17 protein-coding genes are annotated in these 21,296 nt (G+C 59.2%); 12 read left to right on the top strand and 5 right to left on the bottom strand.

What is annotated here, in order from left to right; all coding sequences use genetic code 11:
* Window positions 1-14 precede the first annotated feature (14 nt).
* Complete coding sequence (locus tag SPHINGO391_RS19385; RefSeq protein ID WP_152010380.1) at window positions 15-980, bottom strand: FAD-dependent oxidoreductase; 966 nt, start codon at window positions 978-980, stop codon at window positions 15-17.
* Window positions 981-1,102: 122 nt separating this feature from the next.
* Complete coding sequence (locus SPHINGO391_RS19380) at window positions 1,103-1,846, bottom strand: creatininase family protein (protein ID WP_152010379.1); 744 nt, start codon at window positions 1,844-1,846, stop codon at window positions 1,103-1,105.
* Window positions 1,847-1,925: 79 nt separating this feature from the next.
* Here SPHINGO391_RS19380 and SPHINGO391_RS19375 point away from each other — a divergent pair, with 79 nt between their 5' ends.
* From SPHINGO391_RS19375 to SPHINGO391_RS19365, 3 genes are all read left to right on the top strand, one after another.
* Window positions 1,926-2,498: a MarR family transcriptional regulator gene (locus tag SPHINGO391_RS19375; RefSeq protein WP_152010378.1), complete on the top strand. Its 573-nt coding sequence runs from the start codon at window positions 1,926-1,928 to the stop codon at window positions 2,496-2,498.
* An 80-nt stretch (window positions 2,499-2,578) separates the two neighbouring features.
* Window positions 2,579-3,607: a LacI family DNA-binding transcriptional regulator gene (locus tag SPHINGO391_RS19370; RefSeq protein ID WP_152010377.1), complete on the top strand. Its 1,029-nt coding sequence runs from the start codon at window positions 2,579-2,581 to the stop codon at window positions 3,605-3,607.
* Window positions 3,604-4,578, top strand: a complete 975-nt coding sequence (locus tag SPHINGO391_RS19365) for a 2-hydroxyacid dehydrogenase (RefSeq protein ID WP_152010376.1) — start codon at window positions 3,604-3,606, stop codon at window positions 4,576-4,578. Before SPHINGO391_RS19370 ends, SPHINGO391_RS19365 begins: the two co-directional genes overlap by 4 nt.
* Window positions 4,579-4,692: 114 nt before the next feature.
* Here the strand turns inward: SPHINGO391_RS19365 and SPHINGO391_RS19360 are convergent, their stop codons facing one another.
* On the bottom strand, window positions 4,693-5,463 hold the full coding sequence (locus SPHINGO391_RS19360; protein ID WP_152010375.1) for a gamma-glutamyl-gamma-aminobutyrate hydrolase family protein: 771 nt from the start codon (window positions 5,461-5,463) through the stop codon (window positions 4,693-4,695).
* 296 nt (window positions 5,464-5,759) lie between these two features.
* On the opposite strand from SPHINGO391_RS19360, the gene SPHINGO391_RS19355 reads away from it, so the two are divergent.
* A complete protein-coding gene (locus SPHINGO391_RS19355; protein WP_152010374.1) occupies window positions 5,760-6,866 on the top strand; it encodes a TRAP transporter substrate-binding protein in 1,107 nt (368 codons plus the stop codon).
* 382 nt (window positions 6,867-7,248) lie between these two features.
* Here the strand turns inward: SPHINGO391_RS19355 and SPHINGO391_RS19350 are convergent, their stop codons facing one another.
* Both SPHINGO391_RS19350 and SPHINGO391_RS19345 read right to left on the bottom strand, forming a co-directional pair.
* Window positions 7,249-9,075 carry a TRAP transporter large permease subunit gene (locus tag SPHINGO391_RS19350; protein WP_152010373.1) on the bottom strand — a complete coding sequence of 609 codons (1,827 nt, stop codon included), beginning with the start codon at window positions 9,073-9,075 and terminating at the stop codon, window positions 7,249-7,251.
* Window positions 9,068-9,652, bottom strand: coding sequence for a TRAP transporter small permease subunit (locus tag SPHINGO391_RS19345; RefSeq protein WP_152010372.1), 585 nt, complete (start codon window positions 9,650-9,652; stop codon window positions 9,068-9,070). The genes SPHINGO391_RS19350 and SPHINGO391_RS19345 overlap by 8 nt, the downstream gene beginning before the upstream one ends.
* Before the next feature lie 231 nt (window positions 9,653-9,883).
* On the opposite strand from SPHINGO391_RS19345, the gene SPHINGO391_RS19340 reads away from it, so the two are divergent.
* The 8 genes from SPHINGO391_RS19340 (at window position 9,884) to SPHINGO391_RS19305 (ending at window position 21,242) form a co-directional block, all read left to right on the top strand.
* A complete protein-coding gene (locus SPHINGO391_RS19340; RefSeq protein WP_152011639.1) occupies window positions 9,884-10,654 on the top strand; it encodes an SDR family oxidoreductase in 771 nt (256 codons plus the stop codon).
* A gap of 210 nt (window positions 10,655-10,864) precedes the next feature.
* Window positions 10,865-14,347, top strand: a complete 3,483-nt coding sequence (locus tag SPHINGO391_RS19335) for an indolepyruvate ferredoxin oxidoreductase family protein (protein ID WP_152010371.1) — start codon at window positions 10,865-10,867, stop codon at window positions 14,345-14,347.
* Between the two features lie 158 nt (window positions 14,348-14,505).
* Window positions 14,506-16,833 carry an EAL domain-containing protein gene (locus SPHINGO391_RS19330; protein ID WP_152010370.1) on the top strand — a complete coding sequence of 776 codons (2,328 nt, stop codon included), beginning with the start codon at window positions 14,506-14,508 and terminating at the stop codon, window positions 16,831-16,833.
* Window positions 16,834-17,070: 237 nt separating this feature from the next.
* Complete coding sequence (locus tag SPHINGO391_RS19325; RefSeq protein WP_152010369.1) at window positions 17,071-17,808, top strand: hypothetical protein; 738 nt, start codon at window positions 17,071-17,073, stop codon at window positions 17,806-17,808.
* A 147-nt stretch (window positions 17,809-17,955) separates the two neighbouring features.
* A complete protein-coding gene (locus SPHINGO391_RS19320) occupies window positions 17,956-18,180 on the top strand; it encodes an aa3-type cytochrome c oxidase subunit IV (RefSeq protein ID WP_152010368.1) in 225 nt (74 codons plus the stop codon).
* A gap of 80 nt (window positions 18,181-18,260) precedes the next feature.
* Window positions 18,261-19,412, top strand: a complete 1,152-nt coding sequence (locus tag SPHINGO391_RS19315; RefSeq protein ID WP_152010367.1) for a Re/Si-specific NAD(P)(+) transhydrogenase subunit alpha — start codon at window positions 18,261-18,263, stop codon at window positions 19,410-19,412.
* Window positions 19,412-19,831, top strand: coding sequence for an NAD(P) transhydrogenase subunit alpha (locus SPHINGO391_RS19310; RefSeq protein WP_152010366.1), 420 nt, complete (start codon window positions 19,412-19,414; stop codon window positions 19,829-19,831). The genes SPHINGO391_RS19315 and SPHINGO391_RS19310 overlap by 1 nt, the downstream gene beginning before the upstream one ends.
* Before the next feature lie 10 nt (window positions 19,832-19,841).
* The gene (locus tag SPHINGO391_RS19305) at window positions 19,842-21,242 is read left to right on the top strand and encodes an NAD(P)(+) transhydrogenase (Re/Si-specific) subunit beta (RefSeq protein ID WP_152010365.1); all 1,401 of its coding nucleotides are present in this window, start codon (window positions 19,842-19,844) and stop codon (window positions 21,240-21,242) included.
* Window positions 21,243-21,296 lie beyond the last annotated feature (54 nt).

Below are 21,296 nucleotides of genomic sequence, written 5' to 3'. Positions count from 1 at the left end.
GCGCCTTGCGCCACTCACAAGGTTATGATGTGCCGGGCCAGCGCTTCTCCCGACTGGTGTGCTGCTTCAGCGCGGCCGCCAATGCACCAGTCTCCACAGGCAAACAGGGTGTTTTCAGGATTGCCGACAAAAGCTTGATCGAGCGCCTGTTCCACCAGCGCATAAAGCCAGCGGTGAACCTCGCAATGAACCGGAGCGGGCAGGCGGTCCTTCTGGCCGGTCTGGGTTCCAAAGGCGTCGACCATGGCTGATTTTACTGCATTGCGCTCACTCTCGATGTGCGCGCGGCTCCATTGCGGCGTTGCATGGAGGATGAAGGTCTCGCCGCTGCGTCCGGGCTTGGAACCGTTGCGGGCAACCAGCGCCAGCGTGTCCGGATCCTGCCCACGGATGAGATCCGGCAACCCCTCGAGAGGGGTGTCGAAAGCAAGCATTGCCGACCAGCAGGGAGCCATTTCAACATTGCGGATTTGCTGGAATGCAGGATCAAGCGGCCCGAGCAGATCGATTGCCTGAGGGGCAGGGATGGCTGCGATTACTCTCGACGCAAGATATTTTGGGCCGGCTTCCGACCGGATTTCGGTGTGAACCAGGAATCTCTGTCCCTGCTTTTCAATCCGGGTGGCCCGTGTCTCGAAGCTGATATCGAGGTCCCGGGCGAGGGCCTTGCCAAGGGTCGACATTCCCTGCTTGCCAACCCACCAGGGATGGTCACTGTCCTTGCCTTGTGGGTTCCATTGCGCGAGGTCGCCGGTTTCGGCAAGACGGTTGAGCGTTTTTGTGAAACCGGGTGTGCGGTTGGTCAGGTACTGGGCACCGTGATCGAAACTGCCGAATTCGCTACGGCGGGTAGAGAGCCTGCCGCCCGGTGACCTCGATTTCTCGAGGAGCAGCACCTTTGTGCCTTTCGCGGAAAGCTCCCGCGCCAGCGTCAGTCCGGCCAGGCCTGCGCCAATGACAAGGATGTCGGTTTCAATCATGCTGATAGTTCCAGTTTACCGGAGGCCCGAAATGCCTTGTTTGCGGAACTAGAGAGATCCTGTGCAATTCAAGCCATGGAGAGGGCGGCCAGTGCAATCATGAGGTCTGCACCCAAGCAGCTTTAGCCGAGTTCATCGACATCGAATTCGGCCATGTCGGCGAGCAATTCCGTCAATCCGCTAACCGCGTGGTTGATCAAAGCCTCGCCCTTCTGCGCCGTTGCCCTGCTGGCTTTGCCGGCGGCACCGTCGGCGTTGAGATCGGACATTTTCCAGCCGAACGCATGCGGGCCATAGGCACGCAGATGCCTGAACCGGCTGGCATACTCAGCCTGGCGCGAAGGAAAGTCCGCGATGGCGTCCATGCGAACAAGCTCGGGATGTATGGCCAGCATCACCGAAGTCTCGATGTCGCCTGCATGAATGTCCAAGGCCTTGTCTTCGGGTGGGATGATTTCGGCCGGAAACCCGAACCGGGTCCAGCTGGTCGCCACCACCAGCATGTTGAAGCGGGCGCGGGCCTCGGTGGCAACGATCGTCAACAGCGGTGAATTGCCACCATGGGCGTTGAGCAGCATGAGCCGCCTTACACCACGTGCGGCACAACGCCCGGCAATCTCGATCCAGCGGTTGACCGCTTCGTCGAAAGCCAAGGTTCGCGTACCTGTCACATCCATATGCTCGATGGAATAGCCGACCGATTCGACAGGCAGGAGTTCCGTCATGACGGAGGCTGGAGCTGTATCCCGAAGCCGCTCGGCCACATGTTGCGCAATCAGCGCATCGGTCTCGAACGGAAGGTGCGGACCATGCTGCTCGTGAGCTCCCAGCGGCAATATTGCAATCGGTACGGGTCGTGCAGACATAGGGTGGTTATTCCGATCAGGCATGATTAGTGTCGGGACCGTAGGGTGATGGAGCAAAGGCCGCAAGAAGGAGCTGTCCATGTCCGCCAAAAAGAAGAACAAGATGCCGAAAGCCAAAAAGGGCGATCAGGCCGAGGCCCTGTCGATGATCACACAGGTGGCGCGAAATGCCCGGACAGCGCTGTCGCGGCACCTGCTGGATCTCGGCCTCTACGCGGGCCAGGACGGCGTGATGCTGGCATTGGATGCCAAGGACGGGCAGACACCGGGAGCCATCGCGATCTCGCTCGGGGTCAAGGCTCCGACCGTGACCAAGACCATCGGCCGTCTTGCCGCGCAGGGGTTCGTCCGGCGTGAGGGCTCTCCCGATGACGGACGCATGATGCTGATTTTCCTGACCGGGGCGGGAAGGGACCAGATCAAGTCGATACGCAAATCCCAGCGCAAGACCGAGAAAGCTGCCTTTGCCGGCTTGAAGAAAAAGGAAGTTGCGGAACTTCTCAGGCTGCTTGCGACGGTGGATGCGAACATCTCCGCAACCCTGCGTCCGGATGGAGCCGTGGTACCTGACAGTGCCGAGACCAGCACCCCGGAGCAGCTTCGGACCGGAGGTTCTGCTGCCGTTGACACGAGCTCCGGTGACGCTGCCTGATTGCCAGCCCGGTTTAAACCTTTTAGTTTTGTTTAATTGTTTGAATCGGAGCGGTTTGCTCCGTGAGGGGGAACCGGAATTTGGCTCAAAAGATCAAGCTTTCTACGATAGCGGAGGCGCTCGGACTTTCGACGGCAACCGTTTCCCTGGCCTTGCGCGACAGTCCGCTGGTGGCCGACGTGACGCGCGACCGGATCAAGGAAAAGGCCATCGAACTCGGCTATATCTACAACCGTCGCGCGGCCTCGCTGAGAACGTCCCGGTCGGGAATCATCGGCGTGGTCGTGCATGACATCATGAACCCGTTCTATGCCGAGATCCTCAAGGCGATCGAAACGGAACTCGACCGCAGCCGGCAGACCTTCATCCTGTCCAATCACTATGATTCGGTCGACAAGCAGCGCAACTTCATCGAGACGCTTTTGCAACTGGGCGGGGACGGCGTCATCATGTCGCCGGCGATCGGTACGCCAGCGTCGGATATCCGGTTGGCAGAGGACAACGGCATGCCGGCGATCCTCATCGCCCGTTCGGTGCCCGAGATCGATGTACCCACCTTCCGTGGCGACGATGCCTATGGAACCGCGCTTGCGACCAATCACCTGATCAGTCTAGGACACACCCGCATCGCCATGATCGGCGGAACGGATCACACCTCGACCGGCCGGGACCGCTATGCGGGATATGCCAATGCGCTGAAAAAAGCGGGAATCGAGGTTGATCCTGCACTCCGGATTCCGGGGCCGCGGACAAAGCAGAGCGGATTTGAAGCGGCAGTTAACTTCCTCGCCAACCCGTTGAAACCGACAGCCGCGGTGTGCTGGAACGATCTTGTGGCCATCGGCCTGATGAACGGTATCGCGCGTGCGGGCCTCGTGCCCGGAAAGGATATTTCGGTGACCGGATATGACGATCTCGAGGAGGCGGCGATTGCCACTCCAGCGCTGACCACCGTGTGGAATGGACAGTCGGAGGTCGGCCGCTTTGCGGCGCGGGCGCTGCTTGACAAGCTCAATGGCTCCAGCGAGGCCGACGGGCTTCACCTGATCAAGCCCGAAATGCGGATCAGGCAATCAACCTCGCCACTCAATCCGGGAGCAGGCCGATGAGCAATCCGCGTCCAACCGTTCTTCTCGCCGGCAAGGTTCATCCCCGGGTCCGGGAGCGGGTCGAGGCCGAGTTCGAGGCGATTTCAATCGAGAATGGTGATTCATCGCTTCTGGATGCGGATGCGCGCGCACGCATCCGAGGCGTGGCCGCCGCGACCGCGATTTCGGCGGAGTTCATTGATTCCCTGCCCAATCTGGAGGTTATTGCCAATTTCGGTGTGGGTTACGATGCCGTTGATGCAGCCCATGCGGCCAGCCGCGGGGTGATGGTGACAAACACACCTGACGTGCTGTCGGACGAGGTTGCCGATACCACCGTCGGGCTTTTGCTCAACACTGTGCGCGAGCTTCCGAAAGCGGAGGCTTACCTTCGTGACGGCAATTGGGAGAGCCAGGGTGCCTATCCGCTGACGTCCTTGAGCCTCAGGGGACGGACCGTCGGCATCTTCGGGCTGGGTCGGATCGGTCTTGCGATCGCACGGCGGCTGGAGGCGTTCGGCTTGGGGATCCATTATCACACGAGAAACAAGCGTGCGGATGTCGACTACCCCTGGCACGCACGGTTGATTGATCTGGCTGGAGCGGTGGACACGCTTGTGGTGGTGGTTCCGGGTGGTGCCGCTACCGAGAAGGCGGTGAACGCGGAAGTTCTGAATGCGCTTGGTCCGCAGGGCGTGCTGATCAGCGTCGGTCGTGGATCCACGATTGACGAGCCTGCCCTGATCGCGGCGCTCCAGGAAAAGAGGATCGCGGCCGCGGGGCTCGACGTGTTCGCGCATGAGCCGCATGTGCCGCAGGAGCTGATGGATCTGCCGAATGCCTGCCTGTTGCCACACGTGGCGTCCGCCTCGGTGTCGACGCGCAACGCCATGGCGGATCTTGTGGTGGATAATCTGGCGGCATGGCTTTCCGGACGTCCTGCACTGACACCGGTTCCCGAATGCACCGGTCTTGACCGCGCATCCAGCTGACAGTGAGCCAGTTGCACGCCATGTGAATTGATCAAGCCGGTGGCTTGTGATCGCTCTGCGGCTTCGATTGCGCCATGCAGTCGAAGCCGGTTGAGTGTCATTGGCCGGTCTGCGCTACTCCGCGGCCGCGGCCGCGGCCGGATGCGCGTGGCGGGCGCGGACGGCGTCTCCAAAGGCCGCAAAAATCTTGTCGGAGATCTCGTCGTTTCCGACCCAGTATTCGGGGTGCCACTGTACGCCAATGGCAAAGCCCTTGGCATCGATGACGCTGACGGCTTCGATCGTCCCGTCTTCGGCGACCGCCTCGACCGCCAGCCTCGGCGCCAGTTCCGAAATCGCCTGGCGGTGCAGCGAGTTCACATTCACATCGCCATGGCCAACGATGGAGGCGAGACAGCTTCCCTCCTTGACCTTGATGGAATGGCGGATGGCGAAAGCCGCATCCCGGTCTTCGGTCTGGGGCTTGCGGTGATCCATCCTGCCCGGAAGGGCCTGGATCTCGGTCGCAAGCGAACCGCCCAGCGCCACGTTGAGTTCCTGGATGCCGCGGCAGATGGCAAGCAGCGGAATGCCGCGCTCGATTGTGCGGCGAATGAGCGCGATACTGAGCAGGTCGCGGGCAGGATCGAAGGGGCCATGGTGTTCGGTTTCCGGCTCGCCGTAATTGGACGGGTGGACATTGGTGCGTGACCCGCTGATCAGCACGCCATCGACACGGTCCAGCACCATGTCGACATCAGTCCCATCCGCCAGCGCCGGCACAATCAGTGGCAACACATTCGAGCCTTTGACGGCTGCCATGATGTACTGATCGGGGGCGGCGTGCCAACTGTATCCATCGAATTCGCGGATATCCGCCGGTATTGCGACTAGTCCACTGTGCATCGCCCGTTTCCCTTGGTTCGCCCGATCGGCCACACCGACCTGCAGTCTGAGGTTTTTGCGTTTCGCGGGTTCTTTGTCAATTCCGCAGCGCTTGAGGCAGCGCCTGAGAATTACGAAAATTTTTACTCAAATTTGCCTGGGTTCGAACTGGCAAGAAAAATTGACCATTGTGGCCGAAATTGACCTCTTTTGCTTGAAAGGCCTGCCGCAACATGGTTAGGTCAGCCCATGTCGCTGGGGTGCAATTGGTAGACAAATCCCTTGCCTCGCGGCGTTACTTCAACTGGGAGGTTTTTATGGATCGTCGTTCCTTTATCAAAAAGGCTGGGGTAGCCGGTGCAGGCGCTGCAGCCGCAACAACCCTGGCCGCTCCGGCCATTGCTCAGACAATGCCGAAAGTCACATGGCGCTGTTCGTCGGGTTTCCCGAAGGCGCTCGACACCATCTACGGCGCTGCCGAAGTTTTCGCGCAGGCTGTTGCTGAAGCAACAGATGGCAATTTCGAAATCCAGACCTACGGCGCTGGCGAGATCGTTGGCGCGCTTGAAGGCGCTGACGCGGTTCGCGACGGCACCATCGAGATGGCACATACCGCATCTTACTATTTCTTCGGCAAGGACCCGACCTGGGCGTTCGGAACGGGCGTTCCCTTCGGCCTGAACCAGCGCATGACCAATGGCTGGCTCTATGAAGGCGGCGGTCTCGACCTGCTCAACGAGTTCTATGCCAAGAACGGCATGATCGCATTCCCGGCCGGTAACACCGGCGCCCAGATGGGCGGTTGGTTCCGCAAGGAAATCAACACCGTGGCTGACATGCAGGGCCTCAAGATGCGTATCGGTGGCTTCGGCGGCCGGATCATCCAGGAAGTCGGCGTTGTGCCGCAGAACATTCCTGGCGGCGACATCTATGCTGCGCTTGAAAAGGGTACCATCGACGCGGCCGAATTCGTTGGCCCGTACGATGACTCCAAGCTGGGCTTCAACAAGGTTGCCCCGTACTTCTACTACCCCGGTTGGTGGGAAGGCGGCGTGACGCTGATGAACCTGATCAACATCGACAAGTGGAACGAACTGCCGAGCGCCTACAAGGGCGTCGTCAAGTCGGCTTCGGCTCTGGCCAACAGCGTGATGATGGCGCGTTACGACACACTCAACCCGCCGGCTCTGAAGAAGTTGGTGTCGGAAGGCACCAAGCTGCGTCCCTACAGCCTCGAGATCCTGGAAGCCTGCTTCAATGCAGCCAACAAGGTCTATGCGGAAATCGGCGCGGAAAACGCTGACTTCAAGAAGCTGCATGACAGCTACATGGGCTATCGCGGCGACGGCTACCTCTGGTTCCAGCTGTCCGAATACAACATGGACACCTTCATGATGATCCAGCAGCGCGGCGGCAAGCTCTAAGCCACGCCACTTCGCAAAATGCCTTCAAGGCCCCGGAGCTGAAAAGCTCCGGGGCTTTTCTGTATGAAAATGATTGCGGCCCGAAAGGCAGCACGGCTCATTCCTGGGGTCTTGGCGGCAGTGCCTCAAACGGAGTGCCGGCGTTTCCGTTGCCTTTCCCGCAGCGCCTTTGCCGGCAGCCCATGCCGGGTGGTTCATGGCAGCTTCGCAGACAGTTGCAGGATAATGGACGTCAGATCCCACCTGTCCTGGCGCGCCTTGGCAAAGGCTCGGACGAGGTACAGTTCTTCGCCCTAAGTGACAGACAAAAAACCCGGCAAATTTCTTTGCCGGGTCTTGAGGGGTACCGCGCGACTTCAGTCGCGCGGTTGGTGTGTTTCCATCAATCGAAGTTCGGCAAACCGGTCGCTCCGCCCGGAGCAGGCAAGCCGCCAGGCGCAGGGGCTGCGCCCTGATCGGCCGGAGCGGGCTGTTCGCCGAAGCTTGGCATCGCCGGCATGCCGTTTCCGGGTTCTCCAAGGCTGGGCGAGCCGGGCAGGCTGAGGCCACCATCGAGGCTGAGACCCGAGCCCGGCAGGCCAAATCCGCCGCCGCCGATGTTGTTGATCTCCTCGTTGATGTCGCCCTGGTTCATGATCACCGGTTCGGTCTTGTAGTGCGTCACAAGGCCCGGGAAGGCGATCAGGATGCCAAGCATGACGATCTGGATCACGATGAACGGCAGGGTGCCCGTGTAGATCGCCCTGGTCGAAATCGGCTCGATCATCCGGTCTGTGGTTTTGTCGTACCAGGCTTTGATTGGTGCCACCGACCGCAGGTAGAATAATGCGAACCCGAAGGGCGGCGTCAGGAAGCTGGCCTGCAGGTTGAAACCGAGCAGGACACCGAACCAGATCAGATCGATCCCCAGCTTCTCGGCCACCGGCGCCAGCAACGGCACCATGATGAAGGCAATCTCGAAGAAATCGAGAAAGCAGCCGAGAATGAAGACGACGATCGAAACGGTGATCAGGAAGCCGACCTCTCCACCGGGCAGCGCCAGCAGAAGCTCTTCCACCCAGCGGTCCCCGGAGATACCGTAGAAAGTAAGGGCGAAAACGCGCGCTCCGATCAGGATGAACATCACGAAGGTTGCGAGCTTGGCGGTCGAATCCAGTGCCTGCAGAAGTGTCTTCCGATCAAGCCGGCCCTTCATCAGCGACATGATCAGAGCGCCGGTTGCGCCCATCGCGCCACCTTCGGTGGGTGTGGCGATGCCGAGGAAAATCGTTCCGAGAACGAGGAAGATCAACGCCAGTGGCGGGATCAGCACGATAACAACCTGCTCAGCCATTTTCGACAGATAGCCGAGATTCATGCTGCGATTGAGCAGCGCGAAGGCGTAGGGGATCATGGTGGCGACGAGGGCTGACCAGACTACTCGCGTTTCATAGCGAAGATCGTCGAAGACGAAGTAATCGCAGACGAAGAACAATGCGACTGCCAAGCCGATAATGACATAAAGCGAGCGTCCGCCGTCACCAAGCGGACGGGCTTCCGGCGGCAGGGCAGGGACCCATTCCGGCTTGATCAGGGTGATTGCGAAGATGTAGGCACAGTACATGCCGACAATGATCAGCGCAGGGAAGAAGGCGCCTACATACATGTCGCCGACTGACCGACCGAGCTGATCGGCCATCACGATAAGGACCAGAGACGGCGGGATGATCTGTGCAAGCGTGCCGGATGCCGCGATGGTGCCTGCCGCCAGACCGGGATGATAGTTGTAGCGCATCATGATCGGCAGGGAGATGAGCCCCATCGCGATGACGGATGCGGCGACGACGCCAGTGGTTGCTGCAAGCAATGCCCCGACGACGACCACGGCGAAGGCGAGGCCGCCGCGAAGTGTGCCGAAAAGCTGACCAATGGTGTCGAGCAGATCTTCGGCCATGCGCGACCGTTCGAGGATCAGTCCCATGAAGGTGAAGAACGGGATCGCCAGCAGCGTGTCATTGCGCATGATGTCGAAGACACGGTTCATGTTCGCCTGGGCGAGCGGCCAGAACAGACGGATTTCCGGAGAGATGTGGCTGAGTTCCACACCAACGACGAAGAAGTACATGCCGCCGGCGGCGAGGGTGAAAGCTACCGGATAACCGATCAGCAACATCGCCATAACGGTGACGAACATGATGGGTGCGAGGTTGTGGGCAATGAGATCAAGCATTGTTGCCGTCCTTCATTTCAGAGGCTGCTTCGACCTGTGGCGGCATGGAGTGATCATGCCCAGGCTCTTCGTTGATGATGCCGCGAAGAACCGCAATGCGTTTGATGATCTCGGAGAAGGCCTGTGCGGTCAGCAGGATGAAGCCTATCAGAATGCTCAGCTTGGCTGGCCAGATGATCAGGCCGCCTGCATTGCTCGACATTTCTCCGGAGCTGAAGGAGCGCCAGAAGAACGGCCAGGCGAGGTAGGTCATCATCAGGCAGAACGGGAGCAGGAACAGGAAGTGGCCGAACAGATCAATCCAGTCTCGGGTTCTCTTCGACAGGTTGCCGGCGATCACGTCGATCCGGACATGCTCGTTCTTGCGCAGGGTGTACCCCGCTGCCAGCATGAAAACGGCTCCGAAGAGATACCATTGCACCTCCAGCCAGGCATTTGACGACATGTCGAACATTTTGCGGATCGTCGCATTGCCGGCACTGATAAGCACCGCTGCCAGGACAAGCCACGACACGTTGCGTCCAACGAATTCATTGATCCGGTCGATGAGCCGGCTCAATGCCAAAAGACTTCCCATATTGCCCTCCCGATGATTTCACCCCTGTTTGTACAAGGTGTGATCAACCATGGTTCCCGTTTTGCATCACCCATAGCATTTGCAGGATGCTGCGCCAGCCCATATCAGGAAAAACACGCGAAAAGCAACGAGTGGTGCATTAATTTTACCAGTCGATGGGATCGCGGGCGGTGGCTTCAAACCCCGACTGCCGCTATACCGCTTGTTGCATGTGGCAGGAAGAGGTGGATGGTGCTGGCAAGCGAATTGTTCAATGTGTCCGAAGAGGTTGCGCTGGTGACGGGTGGTGGCACCGGAATGGGGTTTGCCATGGCGAGGGCACTGGCGGTCAATGGCGCAAGGCTTGCGCTTGCTGGCAACGATCCGGAAAGCCTTGAAGCCGGGGTGAACTCTATTCTGGAACTTGGCGGACAGGCCGTGGCGGTGCCGATGGATGTGCGCGATGACGACACGATCAGCGCGGGGTTCGACCTTGCCGAGGCAGCCCTCGGCCCGGTGAGCGTGGTGATCAACAATGCCGGTGTCGCGCATCGCGACAAAGCGACACATCTTGCTCGCGAGACACTGCGCAACCTGATGTCCATCAATGTGGAAGGCGCCTTCATGGTGGCCCAGGAAGCTGCGCGGCGGATGATCCGCGACGGTCGCGGTGGGTCGGTCATCAATGTGTCGAGCGTGCTTTCGGAGATGCCGATGCGGCAGGTGTCGGCCTATGGAGCGTCAAAGGCAGCGGTCAGCCAGATGACGCGATGCCTTGCGCTGGAATGGGCCAAACACGGGATCAGGGTCAACGAGATCCGGCCTGGATGGTTCGAAACCGGACTGACGGCGCCGTTTCTCAAGGGGCCGGGAGCCAAGATCATGGCCGACCAAAATCCCACGGGACGGCTTGGCGAGACACATGATCTTGACGGTGTCGTGCTGTTGCTAGCGTCAAAAGCGGGCGCCTATCTCACCGGTAGCTCCATAACCGTCGACGGCGGGCATTCGATCGGCCGTTGAATCGGTCGCGAAAAAGCGTTGTAACGAAAGATAATTTCGTTTCGGCGTATGGGCCGCCAGTCTGATTGCGCAATGGAAGGGCGGTCATGAAATCGATTGACCGTTTCGAGCTCAGGCCCAAATATCACTTCAAAGTTCACGGGTTGGGAGTAGCCCGTAGCAGGCCGGGATAGCGGTGAGCCCGGCTGCACAGGTTTGAGGAGACCGGAAATGACAGTCCATGATGTTTCGCTCGACGACAAGTTCGACCTGACCAAGGAGCGCATCTTTGTCACTGGATCCCAGGCAGTGGTTCGCCTGCTGATGATGCAACATGAGCGGGACCGTCGGGCAGGCCTCAACACCGCGGGCTTCGTTTCCGGCTATCGTGGATCTCCGCTTGGTGGCCTCGACCAGCAGATCCTGCGTGCGCAGCGCTCCCTGACGGAGCGTAATATCGTGTTCCAGCCGGGTCTGAACGAAGAGCTTGCCGCGACAGCTTGCTGGGGAACGCAACAGTCCGGCCTGGATGGAACCGGCAAGTATGACGGCGTGTTTGCGCTCTGGTACGGCAAGGGGCCTGGCGTCGACCGTTCGGGCGACGTGTTCCGTCACGCAAACCTTGCCGGGTCATCCCGGTATGGCGGCGTGCTGGCGCTGATGGGCGATGACCATACGGCGGAAAGTTCGACCAATGCGCACCAGACCGAGTTCAATTTCATCGACACGATGATTCCGATTCTCAACCCGGCCGGCGTGCAGGAAATGATCGATTACGGCCTGCACGGGTTTGCCATGTCCCGGTTTGCCGGAACCTGGGCCGCTCTCAAATGTGTCAAGGACAACGTCGAATCGACTGCATCGGTGGATGCGGGTGTTGACCGTCTTAAGATCATCCTGCCTGATTTCACAGTGCCTCCGGGCGGGCTTAACATCAGGGCCAACGACCTCGATTTTCTCGGTCAGGAAATGCGGCTGCATGAATACAAGCGCGATGCGGCGAGTGCCTATATTCGCGCAAACGGCCTCAACAGGATCATCTATTCAGGCGGGACCAATGCCAAGATCGGCATCCTGACGGTTGGCAAGAACTATCTGGATGTGCGCCAGGCTCTTGACGACCTGGGGATCGACGAGGCGCGGGCCAACCAGATCGGCGTCCGGCTGTTCAAGGTGGCCTGTCCGTGGCCGTTTGATTTGCCCGACATGGCCGAATTCGTCGATGGTCTCGACATGGTGATTGTCGTCGAGGAGAAGCGGTCGCTGCTGGAAAGCCAGTTGCGCGAAGCGCTCTACGGCACCGCGCGCCAGCCGGTGGTGGTTGGCAAGCGCGACGAGCGCGGCGACTGGCTGTTCCCGGTGAAGGGGGCGCTCGATCCCAACGATATCGCCGTCGCCGTCGGCGAACGCGTCCTGAAGGTTATCGGATACGCTGAGGACATTGACGCCAAGGTGAAGCGCATCCGCCAGTTCCAGAGCATGCTGGCGACTGTTTCGGACGTGTCGACGCGCACGCCCTATTTCTGCTCGGGGTGCCCGCACAATTCCTCGACCAAGGTTCCGGAGGGCTCGGTTGCCGCAGCCGGGATCGGATGTCATTTCATGTCGTTGTGGATGGATAGGGATACAAGCGGGTTCACGCAAATGGGCGGCGAGGGGGCGCAGTGGGTCGGCCAGGCGCCATTTACCACGCGTGAGCATATCTTCCAGAACCTCGGGGACGGTACTTACAACCATTCCGGTGTTCTGGCGTTGCGGTTTGCGATCGCCTCGGGCGCCAACATCACCTACAAGATCCTCTACAATGATGCCGTTGCGATGACGGGTGGACAGACCCATGAAGGCGGGCTGACCGCTGACGCCATTGCGCGCCAGGTTCGCGCCGAAGGTGTCGAACGTATCGCTCTGGTCAGCGATGATCCGGACAGGTATCCGGCAGGCACGGCCTGGCCGTCCGCAATGAGCATTCATCACCGCTCCGAGATGGATGCCGTGCAACGCGAACTGCGGGACGTGCCGGGTGTGACGGTTCTGATCTATGATCAGACCTGCGCTGCCGAGAAGCGGAGGCGCAGGAAGCGGGGCACCTATCCCGATCCGGACAAACGGGTCTTCATCAATGAACTGGTCTGTGAGGGTTGCGGTGACTGCGGTGTCCAGTCGAACTGCGTTTCGATCCAGCCTGTCGAAACCGAATTCGGGCGCAAGCGCAAGATCGACCAGTCCAGCTGCAACAAGGACTATTCCTGTATCGAGGGGTTTTGTCCGTCGTTCGTAACCGTGCATGGCGGACGCATCCGCAAGGCGGACACCACTGTGCTCAAATCGGCGCCCGATCCCCTGGAAGGGCTGCCGGATCCCCAAGTTGCCTCCCTCGACCATGGTTGGGCATCGATCATCGATGGCGTTGGTGGAACCGGCGTGGTGACAATTGGCGCCATTCTGGGCATGGCCGCGCATCTGGAAGGCAAGGGATGCGGCATGATCGACATGGCCGGCCTGGCGCAGAAGGGCGGGGCGGTGTTTTCCCATGTCCGCATCGCCAGCAAGCCTGAAGACATTCACGCCATCCGAATTTCCGCGGGCAAGGCCGACTTGGTGCTTGGCTGTGATCTGGTTGTTTCGGGATCCCGGAAGGTGCTGACGTCGGTGCGTGAAGGTGAAACCGCGTTCCTGGTCAACACCAGTGAGGTCATGCCGGGCGATTTCACCCGCAATGCGGACTTTTCCCTGCCGACGGAGCGGCTGAAGCGGGCGATCGTAAAGGCTGCCGGAGCGGATCGCACCAGTTTCTTCAACGCGACGCTCGCAGCCACGCGCCTGTTCGGCAACGCCATCGCGGCCAACATGTTCATGCTGGGAATGGCGTCGCAAAAGGGTGCCCTGCCTCTGACACCTGCCTCGGTGGAGGAAGCCATTCGTCTCAATGGCCAGGCGGTGACGATGAACATCGCGGCTTTCCGCTGGGGCAGGAAGGCGGCGCATGACCCGCAGTCCGTCGAGGCGCTGATGTCCGACCAGCTTGGGGCCGCGGAGCCTGCGGCCAAGGAAACCGTTGCCGACATCATCGACCGCCGAGCGGAGTTTCTCCGCGGCTACCAGAACAAGGCCTGGGCCGTGAAGTACCGGGAAACGCTGCAACCTCTTGTGGAAGCCGAAGTGCTTGCCTGCGGCGAAGCGGGGCCGGTTTCCGAGGCTGCCGCGCGTTCGTTGTTCAAGCTGATGGCGATCAAGGATGAGTACGAAGTGGCGCGTCTTTACAGCGATGGCAGCTTCAAGCGGCAGCTGGGTAGACAGTTCGAGAGTTACGACAAGCTCGAATACCACATGGCACCCCCGGTACTTCGACGCAAGGACGCCAACGGCCACCCGAAGAAAACCTCTTTTGGTGGAGCAATGAGGGTGCTGTTTCCTGTTCTGGCGACGCTCAAGGTGTTGCGAGGAACGCCTCTTGATATGTTCGGCTACAGTGACGAACGGCGTATGGAGCGTGAGATCCTAGCAGTGTTTGTGGATGAATTGAAGCAGATCTGCGTTGCCCTGCGGAGGGATAATTCTGACCAGATTTCGGAGTTTCTTGCATATCCCATGAAAATAAAAGGTTACGGGCACGTCAAGAAGCGTAATTTCAAGTCAATATTTCCCGAGAAAGAGAAATCCAAGAAGTCAATCCTTGAAGGAGTTTCCAGACCTGCTTCAATTGCTGCGGAATAACTTTTCAATTTACTTTAGTAATTCCTAATTATTAACTTGTTAACCGAGATTTTGGAAACGATAATTCATTGAGATTGTTGTCCAAAATGGGTGTCGGATAAATGTGTTCTTAATTTCCCTCTGGTACGTTGCTGTCTCAGATTCAGGGATTAGTGTTCATGCAGCCCGCAGACAACACAACATTTGCAGACGAGGTTCGTCTGTCCTTCGTTGCCTCGCTTTATCAAAAGCGGGGCACGTTGGCTGCAGGGATGGTGGCCCATCTCGTCACGACCCTGGCGATCTATCTGCGTATCGATGATCCTTTCTATCTGTATGCCGCCCTGGCTCTGTTCGTGACCTGGGCAGCGCGGACCCTCGACATGATGGCCTTCGACCGGAAGGACAAATCGACTTTCAAGCTGGCAGACACGTTGCGTTGGGAGAAGCGCTATGTCGCCGGCTCCCTCGTAGCGGCCTTCATCCTGGGGACCGTTTGTGGTCATGCGCTTGTCATGGCGCAGGATCCGTTTGCCGAACTTGCGGCCATTTCGGTCACCATCGCCACGATGATCTCGGTGGTCGGGCGAAACTTTGGCTCTAAACTCAACGTTGACATGATCATTCTCGCCGCCTGCCTGCCGATGATGGCTGGCTTCCTGATGGCGCGGGACCCGTTCATGATGGTTCTTGCGGTGCTGCTGCTGCCGCTTTTCCTGACGACACGTTCGATGGCCAATGGCGTGCGTGATTTCCTTTTCAACTCGGTTACCGCCGAACGGAAGACCGCGGAAATTGCCGAAAGATTTGATACTGCTCTCAACAACATGTCCCATGGCCTGTTCATGCTTGACGGGGACGGGCGGATAGAAGTCGCCAACCGCAAGGCACGCGAATTCTTCAGCATTGACAGGAATACGGACCTGACCGGGCGCGCGCTCAAAGCCGCGTTGAGGCTGGGTACCCGCAATGGAGTGATCGCGAAAGAGAATTTCGGGCAAATCAACCAGCATCTCGACAGTCTCGTCAGCGGTCGGGATGATCGGGCCCTGGTGCGGTTTGACAAGACAACCTGGCTTGAATTCACCGCGCGCTATCGCGGCGAAAAGGGCGTAGTGCTGATATTCGAAGATGTGTCCGAACGGATCCAGTCCGAGAAGCGTATCCTGCACATGGCGCGGTTTGACAATCTTACCAACCTGCCAAACCGGTCCTGGTTCAAGGAAGTGGTTGGTATGAAGATTGCCAGCGCAAAGCCGGGCCAACAATTGGCGCTGGCCGTGCTGGACATTGATGATTTCAAGCATGTCAACGACACGATGGGTCACGTCAACGGCGACAAGCTGCTGTGTGCGATCGCCAACAGGCTCCGCTCGCTGTCGCGGCCGAAATTCGTGGTTTCGCGTTTCGGTGGTGATGAGTTCGTGCTGTTCCTGCCCGAGGTGAAGGATCTCGATGATCTTCACGCCACGATGGATCACGTGATCGACACGTTGCGCGGAACCTACATCATTGACGGGCACAAGCTCTTCATCAGCCTTTCGGGCGGTGTGGTGATGGCGCCGGTATCGGGCGTTCAGATCGAGGAAATGCATATCCAGGCCGATCTTGCGCTGTATGAGGCAAAGCGGCGGGACAAGAACCGATGGACCCTGTTCGAGGCTTCCATGGACCAGCGCTATTCGGAGCGCCAGGGCATGAAGGCAGCGTTGCGCGAGGCGATCCGGACCGGGGCAATGGACCTGTTCTATCAGCCGATGTTCAACACCCAGGGCACCCGGATCGTGGGTGCTGAAGCGCTTTCCCGCTGGATTCATCCTGAGCTGGGGCCGGTCTCGCCGGCGGTCTACATTCCGCTTGCCGAAGAAATGGGAATCATCAGCGAACTGACGCGGTGCGTTATCGAGCGTGCCTTGCAGGATGCGGCGAACTGGCCGGCGAACCTTCAGGTCTCGGTCAATCTTTCCGCTCATGATCTCAATGACAGGGCGATCATTTCGGTGATTGCCGACGCTCTCGACCGCACCGACCTGCCGCCGGGCCGGCTGCAACTGGAGATCACCGAAAGTGGTCTCATGAATGACCTGAAGACCGCGCGCGAAATCCTCACGGAACTTCGTTCCATGGGCCTGTCGATCGCCATCGACGATTTCGGTACCGGTTACTCCAGCCTGAGTTATCTCGACATGCTGCCGCTCAACAAGGTCAAGATCGACCGGTCGTTCGTGCGGGATCTGACCAAGGATCCGAAGAAGCTGAAGCTGCTGCGGGGAGTGGTCCACCTTGCCCGTGAGCTCGGACTTGAGGTGGTTGTCGAGGGTGTTGAAACCGAAGATCAGCTGGTGATGATCAGCGACAACAATTGCGCCGATATCATCCAGGGGTACATTTTCGGCACCCCGATGCCGCACGGATCCTTCATCGAGCTGGCAAACAAGCTGTCCAGCAACCCGCGACGGCTTAGCGTTGTCGGCGAGGCGGAGCAGGTGCGGAAGTCCGGCAACTAAGGCGTTCGCCGCACATACAGTCACAAGCTCTCGTCTGGTTGTAGGCAAAACGAGCTTGCAATTAGGCCGATGAATTCTCCCCGGCATTTTTTCATAGCGTCATTGTTTTTCCATCGCAATTTCAGGTTTCGTTAACCTTAATGAAGGGTTAGCGCGCTGAAGCCGGCCTGGCGCGATTGATTAAGACAAATTTAACGATAAGCTTTCGTCGTACGCAACGATGAGGACTTGTCATCAATGGCCAATGCGGCTCAAGGCAAAATTACGGGCTTCAGTGCAAGCGTCATGCGCTTCCTGGAGAGCATCGAGTATCGCCGCGTCGACAACGCGAACGATCTCGAGGATGTTGCCCGTATTCGCTACAAGGCCTTCACCATGGTGGGGCTTGCGCCGCAGAATGGCTCATTGCTGATCGACGACCTTGATTTCAAGCCCAATGCCCATGTGATGGGCATCTATTTCGACGAACAACTGGTGTCGACCATCCGCGTTCATCACGTGACCTCCGCAGAGCGCGATAGCGTTGCGGTTTCGCATTTTCCCGACGTTATGAACCCCTTGCTGGATGCCGGCCAGACGTTCATCGATCCAGTCAGGTTCGCAGCTGACCCGGATATCATGCGCGAGTATCCTGCCCTGCCGTACCTGACCCTCAGGGTCGCGACCATGGCCACAGATTACTTTCACACGGACTACTGCCTCTCGGTAATCAAGCCGAATCATCGGGCTTTCTACAAGCGGATCTTCAATTCCCATCCGCTTGTGGAGCCGAGGTATTTTGAAAAATACGACAGCAATATCGAGCTGCATGCGTCCAATGCGCATGTCGAATTGCAGAAGATCTATGACCGTTTTCCATTTTTCAATTCCCAACTCTGCGAGCGCCGACTGATGTTCGCACCCAGGCAGGAACTGTACATGCCGCCGCTGACCATCCGGCCGACGGCACGCTATGCACTCCAGCAGGCCGGCTGATCAATCGGCACGTTCATGCGGCTGTCTGGCTGAGGCGCGGGTGAGAATGCGCCGGGGCTTTGCCGCCGTCCTGTGACCTGATGTCCATTGCACAATGGTCGCGGTTTGTGTAATCCGTGCATGAATTGCCAATTGGGGAGCTACAGTATGGCTGAACAGATGAACGGTCCTGCCGAAACCGGGGCTGCTATGGATTATTCCGAGCATGAAAAAACCTATGCGCTGTTTCTGGCAGGCGCCAAGTACGGGACAATCGTGATTGTCGCCTTGCTCATCGCAATGGCCGTGTACTTCTTTACCGGCGCAGGTGCGATAACCGGTATCCTGTCATTCATCGTTCTGAGCATCGGCGGCAGCCTTCTCGCCCGTTGAACGTTCGCCGCGTGTTGGTATCGGATCCCGTCTGATCCGTCTCGACTCGTCTCATCCTGTTTGCCAAAGGAGGGGCTCTCGTGGGCGCCATCGTTTTTGTAGCCAAAGAATCAGATTCTCTGGAATCGCGCGTTGCCGCGTCGCCGGAGACCGTAAAGAAGATGACCGCGCTTGGTCTTGATGTCATCGTGCAGAAAGGTGCCGGCGAGAAATCGCGGATTGCTGACGCGGACTTCGTTGCAGCCGGCGCAAAGGCCGGGACGGCCGCGGATGCGAAGAAGGCCGATGTCGTGCTTCGTGTGCGGCGTCCGTCCGAGACCGAAATCAAGTCTCTCAAATCCGGCGCGATCGTGCTGGCGCAGATGGATCCTTACGGCAACGAGAAGGCCCTTGCGGCTCTGGCCAAGGCAGGTGTTACCGCTTTCGCCATGGAACTGATGCCGCGGATCACGCGCGCTCAATCGATGGATGTGCTGTCCTCGCAGGCAAACCTTGCGGGATACCAGGCCGTGATCGAAGCGGCGCATGTGTTTGACAGGGCGATGCCGATGATGATGACCGCAGCAGGCACGGTCCCTGCCGCCAAGGTGTTCGTCATGGGTGCCGGCGTGGCAGGACTGCAAGCAATTGCAACAGCCCGCCGTCTCGGAGCGGCGGTTTCGGCGACCGACGTGCGGCCTGCCGCCAAGGAACAGGTTGCCTCGCTTGGTGCCAAGTTTATCGCCGTCGAGGACGATGAGTTCAAAGCAGCGGAAACCTCGGGCGGGTACGCCAAGGAAATGTCGAAGGAATATCAGGCCAAGCAGGCCGCCTTGGTCGCAGATCACATTTCCAAGCAGGACATCGTCATCACCACGGCACTTATTCCCGGGCGTCCGGCGCCCAAGCTGATCTCCAAGGACATGCTCAAGAGCATGCGTCTCGGCTCGGTCGCGGTCGATCTCGCGGTCGAGCGTGGCGGCAATATCGAAGGCTCCAAGGCGGGAGAAACCGTCACGGTCGATGGAGTGACAGTGATCGGCATCCTCAACATGCCTGGCCAGATCGCGGCAAGCGCATCGCTTCTTTATGCGAAGAACCTGCTGACATTCCTTGACACGATGATCGACAAGGAAGCCAAGACGGTCTCTGTGAACATGGAAGACGAGCTGGTCAAAGCAACCGCGCTTACCCATGGTGGTGCCGTCGTCCATCCGGCCTTTGGTGGCGAAACAAGCAAGGGAGCAGCATGATGGCAGGGTCCGCACTTGATACCGCTCTTGAAAACCTGGAGCAGGCCGTAAGCGCTGTCCGGGCAGCTGCGGAAAATGCCGCTCCCGCCGGTGATGGCGTGGCTGCCGCGGTTCATGCCGCAAGCGGCGGCGCGATCGATCCGTTCGTCTTCCGGCTGGCGATCTTCGTGCTGGCGATCTTCGTGGGATACTACGTGGTCTGGTCGGTGACGCCGGCGCTGCACACACCGCTGATGGCGGTCACGAACGCGATCTCCTCCGTCATCGTCGTCGGTGCGTTGCTCGCAGTCGGTGCTTCGCTTTCGGGTTGGGCAACCGGGTTCGGATTTGTTGCGCTGGTGCTCGCGTCGGTCAACATCTTTGGTGGCTTCCTCGTCACCCAGCGGATGCTGGCCATGTACAAGAAAAAAGAGAAGTGAGGGCCGGCTGATGTCAGAAAATTTTGCCGCATTCGCCTACCTCGTTTCGGGCGTTCTTTTCATCATGGCTCTGAGGGGCCTTTCGCATCCGACCACCAGCCGCCAGGGCAACCTCTACGGCATGGTCGGCATGGCGATCGCCATCGTGACGACACTGCTTCTGGCGCAACCGTCGTTCGGCGGGTTTGTGCTGATCATCGCGGGTCTTGCCATCGGTGGCGGCGCGGGTGCCTACATTGCCCGCAAGATCGCCATGACGTCGATGCCACAGCTGGTCGCAGGCTTTCACAGCCTTGTCGGTCTTGCCGCCGTGCTGGTTGCCGCTGCGGCGCTCTATTCGCCGCACGCCTTCGGTATCGGCGAGGTGGGCGAGATCCATGCGCAGGCACTCATCGAGATGTCGCTTGGCGTTGCAATCGGTGCCATTACCTTCACCGGATCGATCATCGCGTTCCTGAAGCTGGACGGCCGGATGTCCGGCAAGCCGATCATGCTGCCCATGCGCCATGTCATCAATGCGGCGCTTGCCATTGGCATTGTCGTACTTGTCGGGATGCTGGTGGCGACCGAAAGCTACACCGTTTTCTGGCTGATCGTCGTGCTGTCGCTTGTCCTGGGCGTGCTGATCATCGTTCCGATCGGCGGAGCCGACATGCCGGTGGTGGTGTCGATGCTCAATTCCTATTCGGGCTGGGCTGCGGCCGGTATCGGCTTCACACTCGGCAACCTGGCGCTGATCATCACCGGTGCGCTGGTGGGATCTTCCGGTGCAATCCTGTCCTACATCATGTGCAAGGGCATGAACCGGTCGTTCATATCCGTCATTCTCGGCGGGTTTGGCGGCGAGAGTGCGGCGGCAGGCGACGACGACATCGACCGTACGGTCAAGCTCGGCTCCGCCGACGATGCCGCATTCCTGATGGCCAATGCCTCCAAGGTGATCATCGTGCCAGGCTACGGCATGGCAGTCGCCCAGGCGCAGCACGCAACCCGCGAACTGGCAGACAAGCTCAAGGAGCAGGGCGTTGAGGTGAAATACGCCATCCATCCGGTGGCCGGCCGCATGCCGGGTCACATGAACGTGCTGCTGGCGGAGGCGAACGTTCCTTATGACGAGGTCTTCGAACTCGAAGACATCAACTCGGAGTTCGCACAGGCCGACGTTGCTTATGTGATTGGCGCCAACGACGTGACCAACCCTGCAGCACGCGACGACAAGTCCTCGCCGATCTACGGCATGCCGATCCTGGATGTCGACAAGGCCCGTACCTGTCTCTTCGTCAAGCGGTCGCTTGGTTCCGGCTATGCCGGCATCGACAACACGCTGTTCTACAAGGACGGCACGATGATGCTGCTGGGCGATGCCAAGAAGATGACCGATGACATCGTCAAGGCGATCGAACACGGCTAAGCCTAAAGCGCGAAACTGACATGGAAAGGCCCGGAGCAATGTCCGGGCCTTTCT

It is taken from the genome of Hoeflea sp. EC-HK425, from assembly GCF_902498795.1.
Lineage (GTDB): Bacteria > Pseudomonadota > Alphaproteobacteria > Rhizobiales > Rhizobiaceae > Hoeflea > Hoeflea alexandrii.
This window is presented reverse-complemented; position numbering and strand designations above follow the sequence as displayed.